Annotated in this window: 16 protein-coding genes; 2 read left to right on the forward strand and 14 right to left on the reverse strand. The window is 58.2% G+C overall.

What is annotated here, in order from left to right; genetic code table 11:
* Window positions 1–114 precede the first annotated feature (114 nt).
* The 4 genes from AB4Y71_RS14280 to AB4Y71_RS14295 all read right to left on the reverse strand — a co-directional run bounded on the left by AB4Y71_RS14280 (window position 115) and on the right by AB4Y71_RS14295 (window position 4,909).
* Window positions 115–1,530 (reverse strand): dihydrolipoamide acetyltransferase family protein, encoded by a 1,416-nt coding sequence (locus tag AB4Y71_RS14280; protein WP_441721285.1) that lies wholly within the window; start codon window positions 1,528–1,530, stop codon window positions 115–117.
* A gap of 21 nt (window positions 1,531–1,551) precedes the next feature.
* A complete protein-coding gene (locus AB4Y71_RS14285) occupies window positions 1,552–2,529 on the reverse strand; it encodes an alpha-ketoacid dehydrogenase subunit beta (protein WP_102599051.1) in 978 nt (325 codons plus the stop codon).
* Window positions 2,530–3,672, reverse strand: coding sequence for a pyruvate dehydrogenase (acetyl-transferring) E1 component subunit alpha (gene pdhA / locus AB4Y71_RS14290; RefSeq protein ID WP_441721288.1), 1,143 nt, complete (start codon window positions 3,670–3,672; stop codon window positions 2,530–2,532). It abuts the gene before it with no gap.
* A gap of 127 nt (window positions 3,673–3,799) precedes the next feature.
* Window positions 3,800–4,909: a histidinol-phosphate transaminase gene (locus AB4Y71_RS14295; RefSeq protein WP_441721290.1), complete on the reverse strand. Its 1,110-nt coding sequence runs from the start codon at window positions 4,907–4,909 to the stop codon at window positions 3,800–3,802.
* Window positions 4,910–4,991: 82 nt separating this feature from the next.
* Between AB4Y71_RS14295 and AB4Y71_RS14300 the strand changes: the two genes are divergently transcribed.
* Window positions 4,992–5,378 (forward strand): phage holin family protein, encoded by a 387-nt coding sequence (locus AB4Y71_RS14300; RefSeq protein ID WP_013350183.1) that lies wholly within the window; start codon window positions 4,992–4,994, stop codon window positions 5,376–5,378.
* 161 nt (window positions 5,379–5,539) lie between these two features.
* Here AB4Y71_RS14300 and AB4Y71_RS14305 read toward each other — a convergent pair whose 3' ends face one another.
* Both AB4Y71_RS14305 and AB4Y71_RS14310 read right to left on the reverse strand, forming a co-directional pair.
* Window positions 5,540–6,793 (reverse strand): hypothetical protein, encoded by a 1,254-nt coding sequence (locus AB4Y71_RS14305; protein ID WP_441721292.1) that lies wholly within the window; start codon window positions 6,791–6,793, stop codon window positions 5,540–5,542.
* A gap of 98 nt (window positions 6,794–6,891) precedes the next feature.
* Window positions 6,892–7,203 carry a hypothetical protein gene (locus AB4Y71_RS14310; RefSeq protein WP_134779373.1) on the reverse strand — a complete coding sequence of 104 codons (312 nt, stop codon included), beginning with the start codon at window positions 7,201–7,203 and terminating at the stop codon, window positions 6,892–6,894.
* A gap of 100 nt (window positions 7,204–7,303) precedes the next feature.
* Between AB4Y71_RS14310 and purB the strand changes: the two genes are divergently transcribed.
* Window positions 7,304–8,713: an adenylosuccinate lyase gene (gene purB, locus AB4Y71_RS14315; RefSeq protein ID WP_441721295.1), complete on the forward strand. Its 1,410-nt coding sequence runs from the start codon at window positions 7,304–7,306 to the stop codon at window positions 8,711–8,713.
* A gap of 137 nt (window positions 8,714–8,850) precedes the next feature.
* Here purB and AB4Y71_RS14320 read toward each other — a convergent pair whose 3' ends face one another.
* The 8 genes from AB4Y71_RS14320 to AB4Y71_RS14355 form a co-directional block, all read right to left on the reverse strand.
* Window positions 8,851–9,477 (reverse strand): hypothetical protein, encoded by a 627-nt coding sequence (locus tag AB4Y71_RS14320; RefSeq protein ID WP_441721298.1) that lies wholly within the window; start codon window positions 9,475–9,477, stop codon window positions 8,851–8,853.
* Entirely contained in the window at window positions 9,474–10,076 is a 603-nt protein-coding gene (locus tag AB4Y71_RS14325) for a hypothetical protein (RefSeq protein ID WP_441721301.1), read from the reverse strand. Before AB4Y71_RS14325 ends, AB4Y71_RS14320 begins: the two co-directional genes overlap by 4 nt.
* Window positions 10,077–10,366: 290 nt before the next feature.
* The gene (locus tag AB4Y71_RS14330; RefSeq protein WP_441721304.1) at window positions 10,367–10,987 is read right to left on the reverse strand and encodes a hypothetical protein; all 621 of its coding nucleotides are present in this window, start codon (window positions 10,985–10,987) and stop codon (window positions 10,367–10,369) included.
* Window positions 10,984–11,577 carry a hypothetical protein gene (locus tag AB4Y71_RS14335; RefSeq protein WP_441721306.1) on the reverse strand — a complete coding sequence of 198 codons (594 nt, stop codon included), beginning with the start codon at window positions 11,575–11,577 and terminating at the stop codon, window positions 10,984–10,986. The genes AB4Y71_RS14330 and AB4Y71_RS14335 overlap by 4 nt, the downstream gene beginning before the upstream one ends.
* A complete protein-coding gene (locus AB4Y71_RS14340) occupies window positions 11,574–12,203 on the reverse strand; it encodes a hypothetical protein (RefSeq protein ID WP_441721308.1) in 630 nt (209 codons plus the stop codon). Before AB4Y71_RS14340 ends, AB4Y71_RS14335 begins: the two co-directional genes overlap by 4 nt.
* 54 nt (window positions 12,204–12,257) lie before the next feature.
* A complete protein-coding gene (locus AB4Y71_RS14345) occupies window positions 12,258–13,646 on the reverse strand; it encodes a hypothetical protein (protein ID WP_441721311.1) in 1,389 nt (462 codons plus the stop codon).
* A gap of 21 nt (window positions 13,647–13,667) precedes the next feature.
* Complete coding sequence (locus AB4Y71_RS14350) at window positions 13,668–13,991, reverse strand: hypothetical protein (protein ID WP_441721314.1); 324 nt, start codon at window positions 13,989–13,991, stop codon at window positions 13,668–13,670.
* A 118-nt stretch (window positions 13,992–14,109) separates the two neighbouring features.
* A complete protein-coding gene (locus AB4Y71_RS14355) occupies window positions 14,110–14,397 on the reverse strand; it encodes a WXG100 family type VII secretion target (protein ID WP_038993214.1) in 288 nt (95 codons plus the stop codon).
* Window positions 14,398–14,482 lie beyond the last annotated feature (85 nt).

The raw sequence follows: 14,482 nt of genomic DNA on the forward strand, positions 1-14,482 counted from the left end.
TGGTGTCCAGGCAATCTCATGCCCTTCAAAAGTACGTCGGATTCCGAGCTTAAACTGTGACGCCCCGAGGAAAACTTTTTCAGGAGTTTTCCCCGGGGTGTCATTTTCAGGCGTTTAGTCCAGCAACAGGGCTGGTTCCTGCAGGATCGAGGCGACATCGGCCATGAAGCGGGCCGAGAGGTCCCCGTCCACCACGCGGTGGTCGAAGGATCCGCCCAGGGTGGTGATCCAGCGCGGGACCACTTCGCCGTCGACAACCCACGGCTTCTGGCGGATCGTGCCGAAGGCAACGATCGCGACCTCGCCCGGGTTGATGATCGGGGTGCCGGTATCGATGCCCAGCGCACCGATGTTGGTGATGCTCAGCGAACCATCGCGCATGTCCTCAGGACGGGTCTTGCCGGCACGAGCGGTGGTCGCCAGCTCGCTCAGGGCAATGGCCAGTTCCTTCATGCTCAGGTTCTGGGCATCCTTGATATTTGGCACCAGCAGGCCGCGCGGGGTGGCTGCGGCAATGCCCAGGTTCATGAAGCGCTTCTGGTGGATCTCCGCGCCATTCTCGGTCTCCACCCAGCTGGCGTTGACCGATGGGTTGCGTGCGGCAGCCCAGATGACCGCGCGTGCCAGCACCAGCAATGGCGAGACCTTGATGCCCTCGAAATCGCGGGACTTCTTCAAGCGCTGCACGTATTCCATCGTGCGGCTGGCATCCACGTCCACGAAGATCGAGACATGCGGTGCGGTGAATGCCGACTCCACCATGGCTTTCGCGGTGGCCTTGCGCACCCCGCGCACCGGTGTGCGCTCGATGCGGGCATCGGCCAGCTGGCCATGGGCCCAGTAGGTTGGCGCCGCGGCGTGCTCGGCTTCGCGCTGGGCCTGGTAGCTGTTGATATCCTCACGGGTGATTTCGCCCTGGCTGCCGGTACCGACGACATCATTGATATCGATGCTCAGGTCCTTGGCCAGGCGGCGTACCGGCGGCTTGGCCAGCACGCGGTCAACAAAGTTCGCGACCGCCGGCTTGCGGCGGTCCACCTCGCGGGTGACCGCGTTGCCCAGCGACTGCGCACGGCGGGTGATGTTCTCCGCCAGGGCCGAACCCGAGGCGCGTACTGCTGCCGAGCGCTGTCCGGTGGCCGACGGGGCCGGACGGCTGGTGCGTACCCGGCGTACCGAGGAGTCGGCGGTCGGACCCGAACCGACCAGCGGGCCAGGTTCTTCCGAGGCCTGCGGCGCGGCCGTGCTCATGGCTTCGGCTGCTTCGGGCACACCGGTTGGAGGGGCGGCGTTGCCCTCTTCGTCGATGGTGATCAGCGGGTTGTCCACCAGCACGGTGTCGCCTTCGGCGGCGTGCAGTTCGGTGACGACGCCGGCGAAAGGGCAGGGAAGCTCAACCAGCGACTTCGCGGTTTCGATTTCTACGAACACCTGGTTGACCTCGACGGTGTCGCCGACCTTGACCTTCCATGCGGCGATATCCGCTTCGGTCAGGCCTTCACCCACATCGGGGAGATTAAAGACTGTCATTTCTACTCCTTGGCTTCCGCGTCAGTACGCGAAGGACCGGTCGAGGGCTTCAAGCAACTTGTCGATGTCCGGCAGGTACTGGGACTCCACCTTGGAAATCGGGTATGGCATGTGGAATCCGCCCACGCGCAGCACCGGAGCTTCCAGCGAGAGGAAGGCGCGTTCGGTGATGCGGGCCGCGATTTCGCCGCCCAGGCCGCCAAAGGTCGGGGCTTCATGGGTGACAATCAGCCGGCCGGTCTTCTGCACGGATTCGGTGATGGTGTCGAAGTCGATCGGCGAGAGCGAGCGCAGGTCGATGACCTCGATGGAGCGTCCATCTTCCAGCGCGGCATCGGCGGTAGCCAAGGCGATCGGCACCAGCGGGCCGTAGGCCACGATGGTGGCATCGGTGCCCTGGCGTACTACCTGGGCTTTGAAGGCATCCAGTGCCGGGGTTTCGGTGTCGACCTCGCCCTTGAGCCAGTAGCGGCGCTTGGGTTCGAAGAAGATCACCGGGTCCTGGCAGGTCGCGGCCTGCTGGATCATCCAGTAGGCGTCATGCGCGTTGGATGGGGTGATGATGCGCAGTCCCGCGGTGTGCGCGAATAGCGCTTCCGGGGATTCGGAGTGGTGCTCGATGGAGCCGATGCCGCCGCCGTAGGGGATGCGGATGACTACCGGGGCGGTCAGTCGTCCCTCGGAGCGGGCGTGCATCTTGGCCAGCTGGGTGGTGATCTGGCTGAAGGCAGGGAAGACGAAGCCGTCGAACTGGATCTCCACCAGCGGGCTGTATCCGCGCAGGGCCATGCCCACGGCGGTGCCCACGATTCCGGCTTCGCCCAGCGGGGAGTCAATGACGCGGTGTTCGCCGTACTTTGCCATCAATCCGTCGGTGATGCGGTAGACGCCGCCGAGGCGTCCGATGTCTTCGCCCATCAGCAACGACTTGTCGTTGGATTCCAGCACCTTGTCCAGGCCGCTGGTAATGGCCTTGGCCAGGGTCATTGTGGTGGTCATTTAGTGCTCTCCCTCGGCCGCGTCGGCAAATCCTGCTTCGTATTCCAAGTGCCAGGCCAGTTCTTCCTGGATCAGTGGATGCGCTTCGGCGTAGACCTGTTCAAAGGACTTGGCCAGCGGTGGGACAGGGAATGCCATGGCGTCTTCGCGGACCTTGGCGGCCATTGCGTTGGCGTCGGCGGAGAGCTGCTCGAAGAAGGCGTCGTCGACGAGATTGTTTTCGCGCAGGTAGGTTTCGAGGCGGATCAGCGGATCCTTCGGCGCCCACTGGGCTTCTTCTTCGCTCATGCGGTACTTGGTCGGATCATCGGCGGTGGTGTGCGCTCCCAGGCGGTAGGTGACGGCCTCGATGAGCACCGGTCCCTTGCCGCTGCGGGCATGTTCCAGTGCCCAGCGGGTGACTGCCAGGACTGCAAGCACGTCGTTGCCGTCCACGCGGATCCCCGGCATGCCGTAGCCGGCGGCGCGCTTGACCAGTGGCACCTTGGACTGAACTTCGAATGGCACCGAGATGGCCCACTGGTTGTTCTGGCAGAAGTAGACCACCGGTGCGTTGAAGGAGCTGGCGAAGACCATGGACTCATGGGTCTCGCCCTCGGTGGAGGAACCATCGCCGAAGTACGCCACGACGGCGTTGCCTTCCTTGGCACGGCGGGCTTCATCCCAGCCTCGCTGTTCCATGTTCAGCGCCATGCCGTAGCCAGCTGCATGCGGCATCTGGGCGGCGAGCACCATGGTGTACATGTGGAAGTTGTTTTCCCGTGGATCCCAGCCGCCGCCGGAAATGCCGCGGAACAGGCGCAGCATCTCGGAGAACGAGACATCGCGGGTCAGCGCCACGCCATGTTCGCGGTACGTCGGGAAGATGTAGTCGCTTGGACGCGTGGCGCGGCCCGAGCCGATCTGCGCCGCTTCCTGTCCGCGCAGTGGGACCCAGAGGCACAATTGGCCCTGGCGCTGCAGTGCTGTGGCCTCTTGGTCGAATCGACGGGTCAACGCCATGTCGCGGTAGAAACCGCGGAGCATGTCATCGTCAACGTCGCCCAGATACGCATCGTACGTTTGGTGGGACTGACGCTGGCCGTCCGGTGTCAAGATCTGAATCAGATCCGTCTCCGACGCCTGGGTCTCAGCACGCGTCATCTATCATCCTTCGGTCATGAATATGCCCCACGCGGAATACATTCCGCATGGGACATATACGGCTTGTCTACTTCCTAAGCCTATAGGCATCGACCGCTAAAACGCGAGAAAACAGCCCCAGTTACACCTATGCCAGGTCTAGTGATTCCTTGCACAGTTCAATAAAACGATCGTTTGCCTCAACTTCGCCGATGGAGACACGCACCCCTTCATCAGCGAAGCCGCGCACCGACAGGGCCACCGCGTTTGCCCATTCGACAAACTGTTCGGTGTTCGCACCCAGTGGCAGCCACACGAAGTTCGCCTGCGTGGATGGAATCTTCCACCCCTGCTCGCTCAAGGCAGCCACCACGCGTTCGCGTTCGGATACCAACCCTTCAACGCGCTCAAGCACCTGGTCGATGTTGGCCAGCGAAGCGACCGCAGCGTCTTCAGCCACGCTTGAGACGGCAAACGGCGTGGCTACGACACGGATATTTTCCGTGATCTGCGGGTGAGCCACCGAATAGCCCACGCGCAGGTTCGCCATGCCGTGGGCCTTGGAGAAGGTACGCAGCAGAACGACGTTTTCGTTCTCGTTGTAGGTGTGGATGCCGTCCACCGACTTCTCGTCGCGAACGAACTCGATATACGCCTCATCGAGGACTACCAGTACATTCTTGGGAACCCGAGCCAGGAAGTCATCAACTTCGGCCTGCGTCAGCACTGGGCCGGTTGGGTTATTCGGGGTGCACAGCAAAATCACCGACGTGTTCTCGTTGACCGCGGCAATCATGGATTCCAGATCATGGCGTCCATCCTCAAGCAACGGGATTTCCACCGGAAGAGCTCCGGCAGTCTGCACCAGAATCGGGTAGGCCTCAAAGGAACGCCACGCGTAGATCACTTCGTCCTGAACGCCATCTTCGTTCTGTCCCGCGAAGGTATTGAGGATCTGCACCAGGGCACCGAGCGAACCTGCACCGGTCACAATGTCCTGTGCCGGAACGTCCAGGTAATCGGCGAGTGCATCGCGCAACTTGGTGGACAGCGGATCCGGGTAGCGGTTCAAGCTGTTCTGCTCGACCACGGCCTGATGCACCGCATCCAATGGTCCAAAGGGAATTTCATTCGACGACAGCTTGTAGGCTGTCATGCCCTGAACAGACGCTGGCGGCTTGCCCGCTGCGTATTTTGGCAAACGTGCAACTACAGAGCGTGGCTGCACCTGATCTTGGGTCACCGGGTTCTCAGTCATACTTCAAAGCCTAGTCCTCACTACGGCCTTAGCGATATCTGCAGTTCATCTTCATCCCTGCTTTATATGACAAAATTAAGGTATGAGCTTCCTGATTCGAGTCATCGTCAATGCACTTGCCCTCGCGGCGGCCGTTTGGATTGTGCCCGGCCTCAAAATCGTCGCGACAAATGAAGGGCTCACGAGCACGGTGATCGCCTATCTGGTGGTTGCTGCAATCTTCGGCTTGGTCAACGCCCTGGTACGTCCGGTCGTCAAGCTGTTCTCCTTGCCAATCACATGCCTGACCTTGGGCCTGTTCACCATCGTGATCAATGCCGTGATGCTGCTGCTGACTTCATGGCTGACTACCTTCACCCCATTCGAACTGATCATCGAGAAATTCTGGTGGGACGCCATCGCTGGCACGATCATCATTTCCATCGTCTCGGCGGTCCTGGGATTGTTCGTCAAGAGCGGGAACGAGTAAAGCCAGAGAGTTCAACACTTCGCACTAGAGGAGGGCATCTACCCGATGCCCTCCTCTAGTGCGTTAATCCGCTCAATCCGGCGCTGCTGAACAGCTCTTGTCTCCGCAAATCTTTTACCGAGCTGTCATCAGGAACTTGTTCTCTTCCATCCGGCCTCGGCCTAATGCGGCGGCGCCACCTGATTGAGGCGTTCTTTGTCATCCTCTTTCAGCGGTGGACGCTTCTTTTCTTTGCGTTCAAGCCTGAACATCCGTATCTTCACCAACGGTTCAGGCAGGTAGAAATTCTTCAAGTGCTCGCGAATTTCGGTCTTTGGTTCTTGGTCAAGCTCCAGCAGATGATCACCGTAATTCTTGAGGTTATGCGGCGGACCGAATAAGCCATCCTCTGGCAGGATTCCATTCATCTGCTCACGTGGACCGGGAAAGGTTGTCGTGTACTGCTGATCCTTATTGGGATTAGCGGTGCCGTCAGTGCCGGGCACCATGTCTTTCCGGTCTTCGACATGCAGGCTGCGAACATCCTCAGGCAAGTCGATGTTCCCGATGGGCGAACCCAGGGTCAGGACTTTGTTCATCTTGTACTTGTGCTTCAGGAACTTGTTCTTCATCAGCTGGGCGACGTGAATGCCTCCTTGCGAGTACCCGGAAAGAATTACTTCATCACCCTCTTTTGCCCCGCTGATCTCCAATGCCTCGTCGAGGGGATCCACGAAGTTTTCGGATTCAAGACCGAAACCATCGGCAATGCCTTCCAACCCAAAGGGCGAGGGAACGTCCAAGTCGTTCTGGGTTCCCGGGAACAGTGCAAGATACGTATCAGGATCAGCCTGCACGATCATGATCTTCCCGTTATTTTCTGTCCCCTTTCCTTCCAGCATTTCGTGCAGCTGGAAGTAGCTGGTCAGCTTGCCATCAATTTCGACTGTTTGTTCCGGGTCCTGCTGCGTGAGTTCAACTTCGGTATTCCGGTTCGGTCCCAGCCCCTTGATTGTCTGGGACAGGAATTTGGTGACACCTTCGATCTGGTCGTTCAGTGTTCTATCGGTGTTGAATCTCCAGTGCGGCATGTAGGTCATCAGCAACCGCAGAAAAGTCTGCATGTTCTCCCGCGGTGGGCGCCACCCGTTTTCGCGGGTCTTGGAAATGAAGTCCCCTATCAGCACGCTTCTGGTGCTGGTGAGCATCATGCGTTCCACGGCAGCTTCGGCAGCTTCATAATTGCGCATGGCCTCAGAGACTTTTCCTGTCAGTTCGAACGCTTGGATTTCACCTTCTCTGGCTTGGTGATAGCCCTTTCGGATCAAGTCTCCTAAAATTCCAACGCTGTAGCCCTGTGCTCCGATACCGGACACCATGCATTGAAGATTCATATCCGTCTCGCAGCGATCTGCCGTTTGCGAGGCATTGGCCAATGCATCGACCACGTCGTTGATATCGCGGGCAACCTGCTGGCATATTTCGCCAGCTTGCGCGTAATCCAATTCGTTGTAATTGACTTCATATCCCATGGCTACGAGGCCATTCGCTGATCCATGATTTGTGCTTCCAAGTTCTGGATCTCACGCATGGCGATCCCCAAATATTCTTCAGCGTTGGACAACTCGCCGGTGAGCATTTCTAATCTTTCGCTGAGCTCATTGACATTATCGAGAAAGGCCTTGCCAACCTTTGAATTCCAAGTCAATGTCCTGATTGAACCCAATTGCGCGATGGCGAACTTCGTAGTTTTCTGGGCATCATCCAACTGGCTGGCCACGCTCAGCAGCGTTGCTTGAAACATCATTTGCCTACTCCGCATCTCTAAGGATTTGTCCACCATCATGGATCGCTTTGTGAGCCGGACAGCACTGTTTGCCGCTAGCTGTGGAAACAGCGGTGAAGTAAAAGATGTGATGTAGCGCCGAGGATGGAAGAATATGAGTATGGCTGAGATTGCGCGCACTTCCCTTGCTAATGAACCACTGGCTTTGACTGCCCTTGACGGACGCTACCGCAGCGCCGTGGCACCGCTGGTTGACTACCTTTCCGAAGCGGCTTTGAACCGCGATCGCGTTCACGTTGAAGTTGAATGGCTGATCCACTTGACCGACAACTCGGTACTTCCAGGCACTTCCCCGCTGACTGCGGAACAGAAGACCGCCCTGCGCAAGATCGTTACCGATTTCGATGCAGATTCCGTCAAGGAACTGGCCGAGATCGAAGCGGTCACCGTGCACGATGTGAAGGCAGTGGAGTACTACATCGCCAACCGCTTGGAAGCGATCGGCATTGGAAACCTCAAGCCGCTGGTGCACTTCGGCTGCACCTCCGAAGACATCAACAACCTCTCCTACGCTCTGGGCGTCCAGGGTGGCGTACAGCAGGTATGGCTGCCAGCCGCCCGCGATCTGGTGGCCCAGCTGACCAAGATGGCCGAGGATTCCCGTGAAGTGCCGATGCTCTCGCGCACCCACGGCCAGCCAGCTACCCCAACCACCTTGGGCAAGGAACTGGCAGTACTGGCCTGGCGCCTGACCCGCCAGCTGGACCGCATCGAGAAGACCGAGTACCTGGGCAAGATCAACGGTGCAACCGGCACCTACGCAGCCCATTACGCTTCGGTTCCAAACGCAGACTGGCAGCAGATCTCGCAGGGCTTCGTCGAGCACCTGGGCCTGACCTGGAACCCGCTGACCACCCAGATCGAATCCCACGACTGGCAGGCAGAGGTCTACGCAGACATCGCACGCTTCAACAGCATCCTGCACAATCTGTGCACCGATGTCTGGAGCTACATCTCCATCGGCTACTTCGCTCAGATCCCAGTCGCTGGCGCCACCGGCTCCTCGACCATGCCGCACAAGGTCAACCCAATCCGCTTCGAGAACGCCGAAGCCAACCTGGAGATCTCCAACGGCCTGCTCAACACCTTGGGTTCCACCCTGGTGACCAGCCGCTGGCAGCGCGATTTGACCGACTCCTCCTCGCAGCGCAACATCGGTACCGCTATCGGCCACTCGGTCCTGGCGATCTCCAACGTCGCCAAGGGCCTGGATCGTTTGTCCGTCGCCGAAGCTGTGCTGGCTGACGATCTGGACCATAACTGGGAAGTTCTCGCCGAGGCCATCCAGATGGTCATGCGCGCCGAGGCTATCGCCGGCGTTGAAGGCATGGACAACCCATACGAGCGCTTGAAGGACCTGACCCGCGGACACCGCGTGGATGCAGCCCGCTTGAAGGAATTCGTCGGCGAGCTGGGCCTGTCTGCTGAAGCAGAAACCCGCCTGCAGTCCCTGACCCCGGGCACCTACAACGGCATCGCTTCGCAGCTGGTCGACCACCTGAAGAAGTAGCCCACGGCAAAGCCGGGCCCGGTACGTCGAATTTCGACGTACCGGGCCCGGCTTTTCTCTTGTGCACAGGCCAACTAGTGATTCCCCGCGCGTATTGGCAAGGCGCCAGATACCCTGTAAAAGGGCATCCCTGCCTGCTAGGTCTGCATCCACTTTTTCTTGTGCATCACCGGGATGCGCTGGCGCTCGAATTCGTCCAGCAGCGACTCGTAGAGCCCGAGGCAGTCCACTGCTGGATAGCGCACCAGGTCGATGCGCAGCGTCCCGGTTTCCGGCTGCTTCAGCTGCACGTCCAGCCGGCGGTGCAGTTCGGCCCGGTCCCAGAGCAGCTGCACCTTGGCATCGATCTGGAAACTAATCGCGGTCACCGAGCCGATGTCATCCCAAGCCACCTTCCGCCCGCCGCGCAGGATGAGCCCGGACGCGCGGATCTTCGCATCGATGGCATCGACACCCTTGCGGCGCATGGCCAGCGCCGCGGTACCTATGCCCCAGGCACCGAACAGCAGCAGAATGGCACCGAAGAACGTCGGCGTGTAGCTCGCCATGAGTTGCGCACGTCGGACGGAGGTCTCCGGCAGGTCGTTGGCTACCAGATACAGCCCCAGCGGCAGCAGGATCCAGGCCACCGTCAGCAGCTGGGAACTGCGTTGCACCCGCGGCCAATGGTGGGCCTTGGCGGTGATGAAGTGCTTGGGCAGTTGGCGCCGAGTGCGGCCGTGGGCGATCGGTGTGCATTCCTGACCTCGTAGGGTTCCATTCAAAACTGCTTGTGCTTGAACCGTTCCTTGGTGTGGAAGCGGCGCTCCTTGAGGGTCGCGACCAGTGCATCGAGGTGCTCCTGGTATTCGGCCATCGGGTAGCGCCGCAGGTCGATCTCCAGATAATGCATTGGCGCGCGCCCGCGCACCCCGGGGGACGCCGGGTCGACCTCGGAGTTATCCAGCAGGCTGATCCGCACCACGCGGTTGAGCACCGAGTAGTCCCAAAGCAGCGGCACCATCGAGTCATTGATGTAGCGGATGACCTCGGCGCGGCCAATATTCGACCACGGCACCTCCCGGCCGCCACGGGTCACCAGGCCCTGCTCGGTGACGATTACGTCGATCGAATCATCGCCGACGCTGCGGCGAGTGCCCTGCCGGCCGGTGACGATGCCCACGATGCCGAAGGTCAGCAACGCCGCGGCGATCACGATCAGGCCGTAGTTCAGCCAATTGGTGGCAATGCTGCTCTCGCCCACTCGGATGTTCTGGCCCAGGATCCAGAATCCTGCGGCGGCCGAGGCAAGGCCCAGCACGGTCAGGATGATTCCACGCTTCAGGCGTTTGGCATGCAGTTGCGGGGTACTGATGAATTTCACTAGTGGACTTTCGACAGGTGGCAGGTCCGCGGTCTTGAGGTGATGGTGATCTATTCGAGCAACTCAACCATTGGATCCACCATGAATGCCAGTGCCACGGTGTCAGTGTCGAACGCGTCGAGCACGAAATGCTCGCGCCTTCGCTTCCGGCCGCCCTGATGCGGCCCACTACTGATCGTGCCCTCGCAAGGCTTCGCCCAGTTTCGGTCCATCTATTAGCGCTGTTTATTTCCGGATCGTCCATGCGTTCACCCCAAACGCTGACGCGGGCAGAGTGATATGCGTACTCGTCAGGTCTGTTTCCACTTTGTCTTGTGGGTAACGGAAATTTTGCGCTTGTTGAACTGTTGAATCGCGGCTTCATACCGTTTTGAATAATCCGCCGCTGGGTAGTACAAAAGATCAATCGTGATACGGGGTTTCCCATCGACGATTTTCTGGCCAGGAATATCGATATCTTCGTTAAGGATCACTAGCAAGGCACGGTGCAGATCATCATGGTTCCAAAGGAGTTGGATTTTGGCACTGTTTTTATACTTGATGCTGGTGACAGACTCGATCGAATCCCAAGGAATTAGTTGGTCCCCGCGAACTTTTATTCCTTGTTGCTCAAGCTCCAAGTCAGTAGCCTGAGAGCCTCTGCGTCGAAGGCGCACTGCCGAGGTGGCTACCCCGATGACACCGAAGATCAAGGTAAAGGCACCACCGATCGTCGGGATTCCTTGCGCCATTAGCTGTGGACGACGCGACGAAATATCAGGAAGACCCTGGCTGAAGAGGTACGTGCCGAGTCCCAAAAGGGCCACGCCGATCGCCAGCGAATAGAGTCCCCGCCGCAGTCGCGGCCGGTGATACTGCGGGAGCGAAACGAACCATTCGCTGCCACGTGATTGAGGTTCAGAATCACTCACTCGGTAGCCTCATTATCCTCGTCGTCGAAAATGGTAACCGCTTCAAATAGCTCGAGCATCGGCTTCATCATAAAGCCCAACGTAGCCAAATCCGCATCGTAGGCATCGAGAATGAAAAGCAGCCCTTTGCTGTACCCGACTGTTCGAACTTGGCCAACCACAGGAGCAGTCGCCACGTTGTCCTGAATTATTGGATCCGCAGAAATAGTGCTCGCAGCCTGTAGAACCTGTCCGAAAGTCCTCGATTCGAAGGTCTCGATTTGCAATGGAGTCGCAGACTCGTATTCTGGCCGCACAACCTCAGACAGGTTTATTTCCGGCTCTTCCTCAAAAATGGATAGGGAAGCAGTGCCTAGCGCGTGGCCGTCCTCCGGTGAGTACCAAAAGGTATGCGACGCCTCTTCTAGTTGGTTGTGGGCCACTTCTAGCGCCAAACCCCGATATATTCGGCGCTGCGCTTGGTCATCAGGAATTGCCGCTTCGGACAAGTCATCTGCCCACTCTTCCGCGGATGTGAAAACGTCATCGGGGAATTGGCGTGGTACCGGTATCCAGATCTCGAGGTCGGCATCAATTTCGTAGGTCGTCACTGGCCAATCCCCCATTTGAACGTTCCCAATATTGCATGTCCAAGCTGGCGCAGCCCGTCGGCGGCTTCTTTGCCGACAGCCCCGTCAATTTCGGCATATGAATATAGCAGCCACAATCCGGCTTTGGGATCAGGATCAATGCCTCCATCTCGCAATGGGCGGGGAACTACCAGGTTAATTCCATGGCTCCGAATACTAGGCGATTCTTCCGGAGAGCCAGCGGAATCCCAGAGATACCATGTGGTTCCGTCTACAGTCTCGGTTTCGACTGCATTTCCTGCGGCTACCTTTTGTATCCCGCCTGTCAGCGTGCCGCTAGTCCCGACCTTCAGCGGAGTCACGATCAGTGATGCAGGCCAGCGTCCGCTTGTGGCTTCGTGTACAGGGATGGCGAATCCCAATGATCCTCGACGACGTAGATGCTCGAACATTTCATGCACGTGCTGTCGTAGTTTGAGCACCACATCTGCGCGCCCAGCCGATTTTGCCTCCGCGGTTATAAGATTGACCAATACCTTTTCGAATTCAACGGTCGTTCTGAATTCGCGCCATCCCGGCGGGAACAACATACTGTAACCAAGGCTTCGGTTTTTCGAATCAGCCGACAGATTATCTTGCATTGTCATTTTTCACCTGAAACCATCACTGCTCACCCGCGGGATGCAGTGACTGCCCTCCGATTATTTCGACGCGTTCGCTTTGTCAATTTCCGCCTTCACAGCGTCGATGCTCTTGTCCACAAAAGGCAGGCCTATCGAATAGTACAAGGAAATTACGGTCTCGTTATGTTCTTGCGCCTTCACGGTTCTTGCCCAGTCTTCTGCCTTTCTGCTCACGGGGCGAGGATTCTCAAGAACATAATCCGCCAATGCGCGCTGCTTGGCGGCGTCGTTGTCCAGGACGTACTTGGTAAACATCTTCCATTTGCTCTCTGTGAACGAGTCATCAAAACCATCCATGTACCGATCTTTTCGCGCATTGCGCGCCCCTCGGCGTTTGTCCTGTTTTGCGGCATTTGCTTCCCTGGCCTGGCGGCGCTGGCGTGGGTCACCCTTGATGGGGGTCTTCTTCGGTTGCTTGGTGGTCGCCTTGACTGAACGGCGGACCATACCCTTCGCTTCTTTGGTCGGACTCTTGGCCATCGCCTTGAAGAATCCACCAAAGCCCTTGCCCAGGCTGGATGCAGCTTTGCCCACAATGCGCCCGAAGGGAAGTAGGCCAAGAATTGCAAAAGACAAGTCCAACCAGTCTCCGTCACCGTTCATGAACTTGCCAATCTCGATTGCCAGGCTGAGAACAGACACTGCCACGGCAATCAACGCCAGGGCAGCCGCAAGAGGACCGGTCAGCACGAAGGCAGCAATGGCCAGGCCGATCCCGACGAGAGTCAGAATGTCCATGAATACATCGAGAAAACGGTCATTGTTACCTGCTGCTTCAAACGCCTTTTCGATATTGCTCACGGCGTCGTCATAGGCGTCTTCCCAGTACGAGACTCGTCCGTCGAATTTGCCCCACAGCTCGTCAAGTTCATCCTCGGCACTCTCGCGGGCTGACTTTGCCTCTTTCAGGCCTTCCGCGGCATCTTCCTTTTGCTCATCTGTGCCTTCTCCCATGCCCAGAAATCCGTTGTGCTCATTGACAAGACCTTGTGCCTCATCTTCGAGGTTCCGCTTCGATATGGCGGTTGTGTTCGCTTCCTCAATCTCGTCTATCAAGATGCTCATGGAAGCATAGGGATCCGAGCCTCCCTGCGGCGTGCACCGGGCGAAGGCACCCTGGACGCTACCCAGTGCAGCTGCATAGGTTTTCAGCGCTTCACCCGTGCCGTTGTAGCGGATGGCTGCTTTGCGCAGTTCGGGAAAGACTTCATTGGCCGATTCGCGCACCGTAGCGATAGCTTCAGACTTTAGATCGGTAGTGCCATTGCAGATGTCTTCCAATCGGTCCGCAGCTCGATCCATAGCCTCACTTGACTCAATCAGGTCCAAGGCATGCCTTTTGATGCCGTCGGCATCGCCATCGATCAGTTCGAGGGTTTCTCCGGTTTTCGGTGACTGCAAGGTCATCTTCAGGTGCTTTCTGTTCGTCTACTTCGCTGCCTTGGGAATGTCGCTACTTCGGGAGTTAAGGAAGGCTTTCTTGGTTTCAAGGTCCCACTCTTGAAAAGTGCAACGGATCTCATTGAGTTTCTGATGCACGGTGGCCAGCCTTTCCAAGAGGTCGTCTCGTGTGTCGTTCCAATCATCCTCAAAATCTTCAACTCGGTTCTTGAGGTCTCCTTTGCCCTTCGGGTTGCCCACGGATCGTGCAATGTCCCTTGCGACCTGTGATGCGTCCTCAAATTCAGACTTGCTGGTACCAAGATCAGTAACAATCTCGTCAAGGCGAGCCAGGTATATCTCATCGGCCACGGGGCAACGACTCCTTAAAATCCAAACGTCCACTTCGACTCATGCACGCAGCATGATCAGAAATGTGGTCGCCCCGTGAATAACGAGGCGACCACATCAGCCGGAAAATTGCGTCCGGCTACTGGCCGGCCATGCCGCGGTCGGTGTCCTGGATCTGGGTCATCATATCGCGCAGCGCAGTGGCCATGTCGTTGATGCCATCGAACGCGGTCTTCAAGCCGTCGTTCAGGTCCTTGTAGCCTTCGCCGAACTGGCCCGAGGCGTGCTCAGTGGTAAAGTCCTCGCCGAGCAGCTTGTCCACGCCGGACTGCAGCTGCTCAAGCACGCCGTCCAAGTCCTCGCGCCCGGTGTCAAGCTTCGATGCCATGGCTTCCATTTCGCCATAATTAGCCTTGAAATCAGTCACAACAATGCTCCTCAACTTATCGACTGGCCCGGCTGCCGGGCCACTTTTTTTCGTCCACAGACTAGACTAGTGTGGCAGCTGACTT

It is taken from the genome of Glutamicibacter sp. MCAF14 (genome assembly GCF_052114325.1).
Taxonomy (GTDB): Bacteria; Actinomycetota; Actinomycetes; order Actinomycetales; family Micrococcaceae; genus Glutamicibacter; species Glutamicibacter arilaitensis.

Coding starts and splice junctions, on each gene's coding strand:
- AB4Y71_RS14295 (WP_441721290.1), bottom strand. CDS start 4,909: ATGACTGAGAACCCGGTGACCCAAGATCAGGTGCAGCCACGCTCTGTA.
- AB4Y71_RS14285 (WP_102599051.1), bottom strand. CDS start 2,529: ATGACCACCACAATGACCCTGGCCAAGGCCATTACCAGCGGCCTGGAC.
- AB4Y71_RS14300 (WP_013350183.1), top strand. CDS start 4,992: ATGAGCTTCCTGATTCGAGTCATCGTCAATGCACTTGCCCTCGCGGCG.
- pdhA (WP_441721288.1), bottom strand. CDS start 3,672: ATGACGCGTGCTGAGACCCAGGCGTCGGAGACGGATCTGATTCAGATC.
- purB (WP_441721295.1), top strand. CDS start 7,304: ATGGCTGAGATTGCGCGCACTTCCCTTGCTAATGAACCACTGGCTTTG.
- AB4Y71_RS14310 (WP_134779373.1), bottom strand. CDS start 7,203: ATGATGGTGGACAAATCCTTAGAGATGCGGAGTAGGCAAATGATGTTT.
- AB4Y71_RS14280 (WP_441721285.1), bottom strand. CDS start 1,530: ATGACAGTCTTTAATCTCCCCGATGTGGGTGAAGGCCTGACCGAAGCG.
- AB4Y71_RS14345 (WP_441721311.1), bottom strand. CDS start 13,646: ATGACCTTGCAGTCACCGAAAACCGGAGAAACCCTCGAACTGATCGAT.
- AB4Y71_RS14340 (WP_441721308.1), bottom strand. CDS start 12,203: ATGACAATGCAAGATAATCTGTCGGCTGATTCGAAAAACCGAAGCCTT.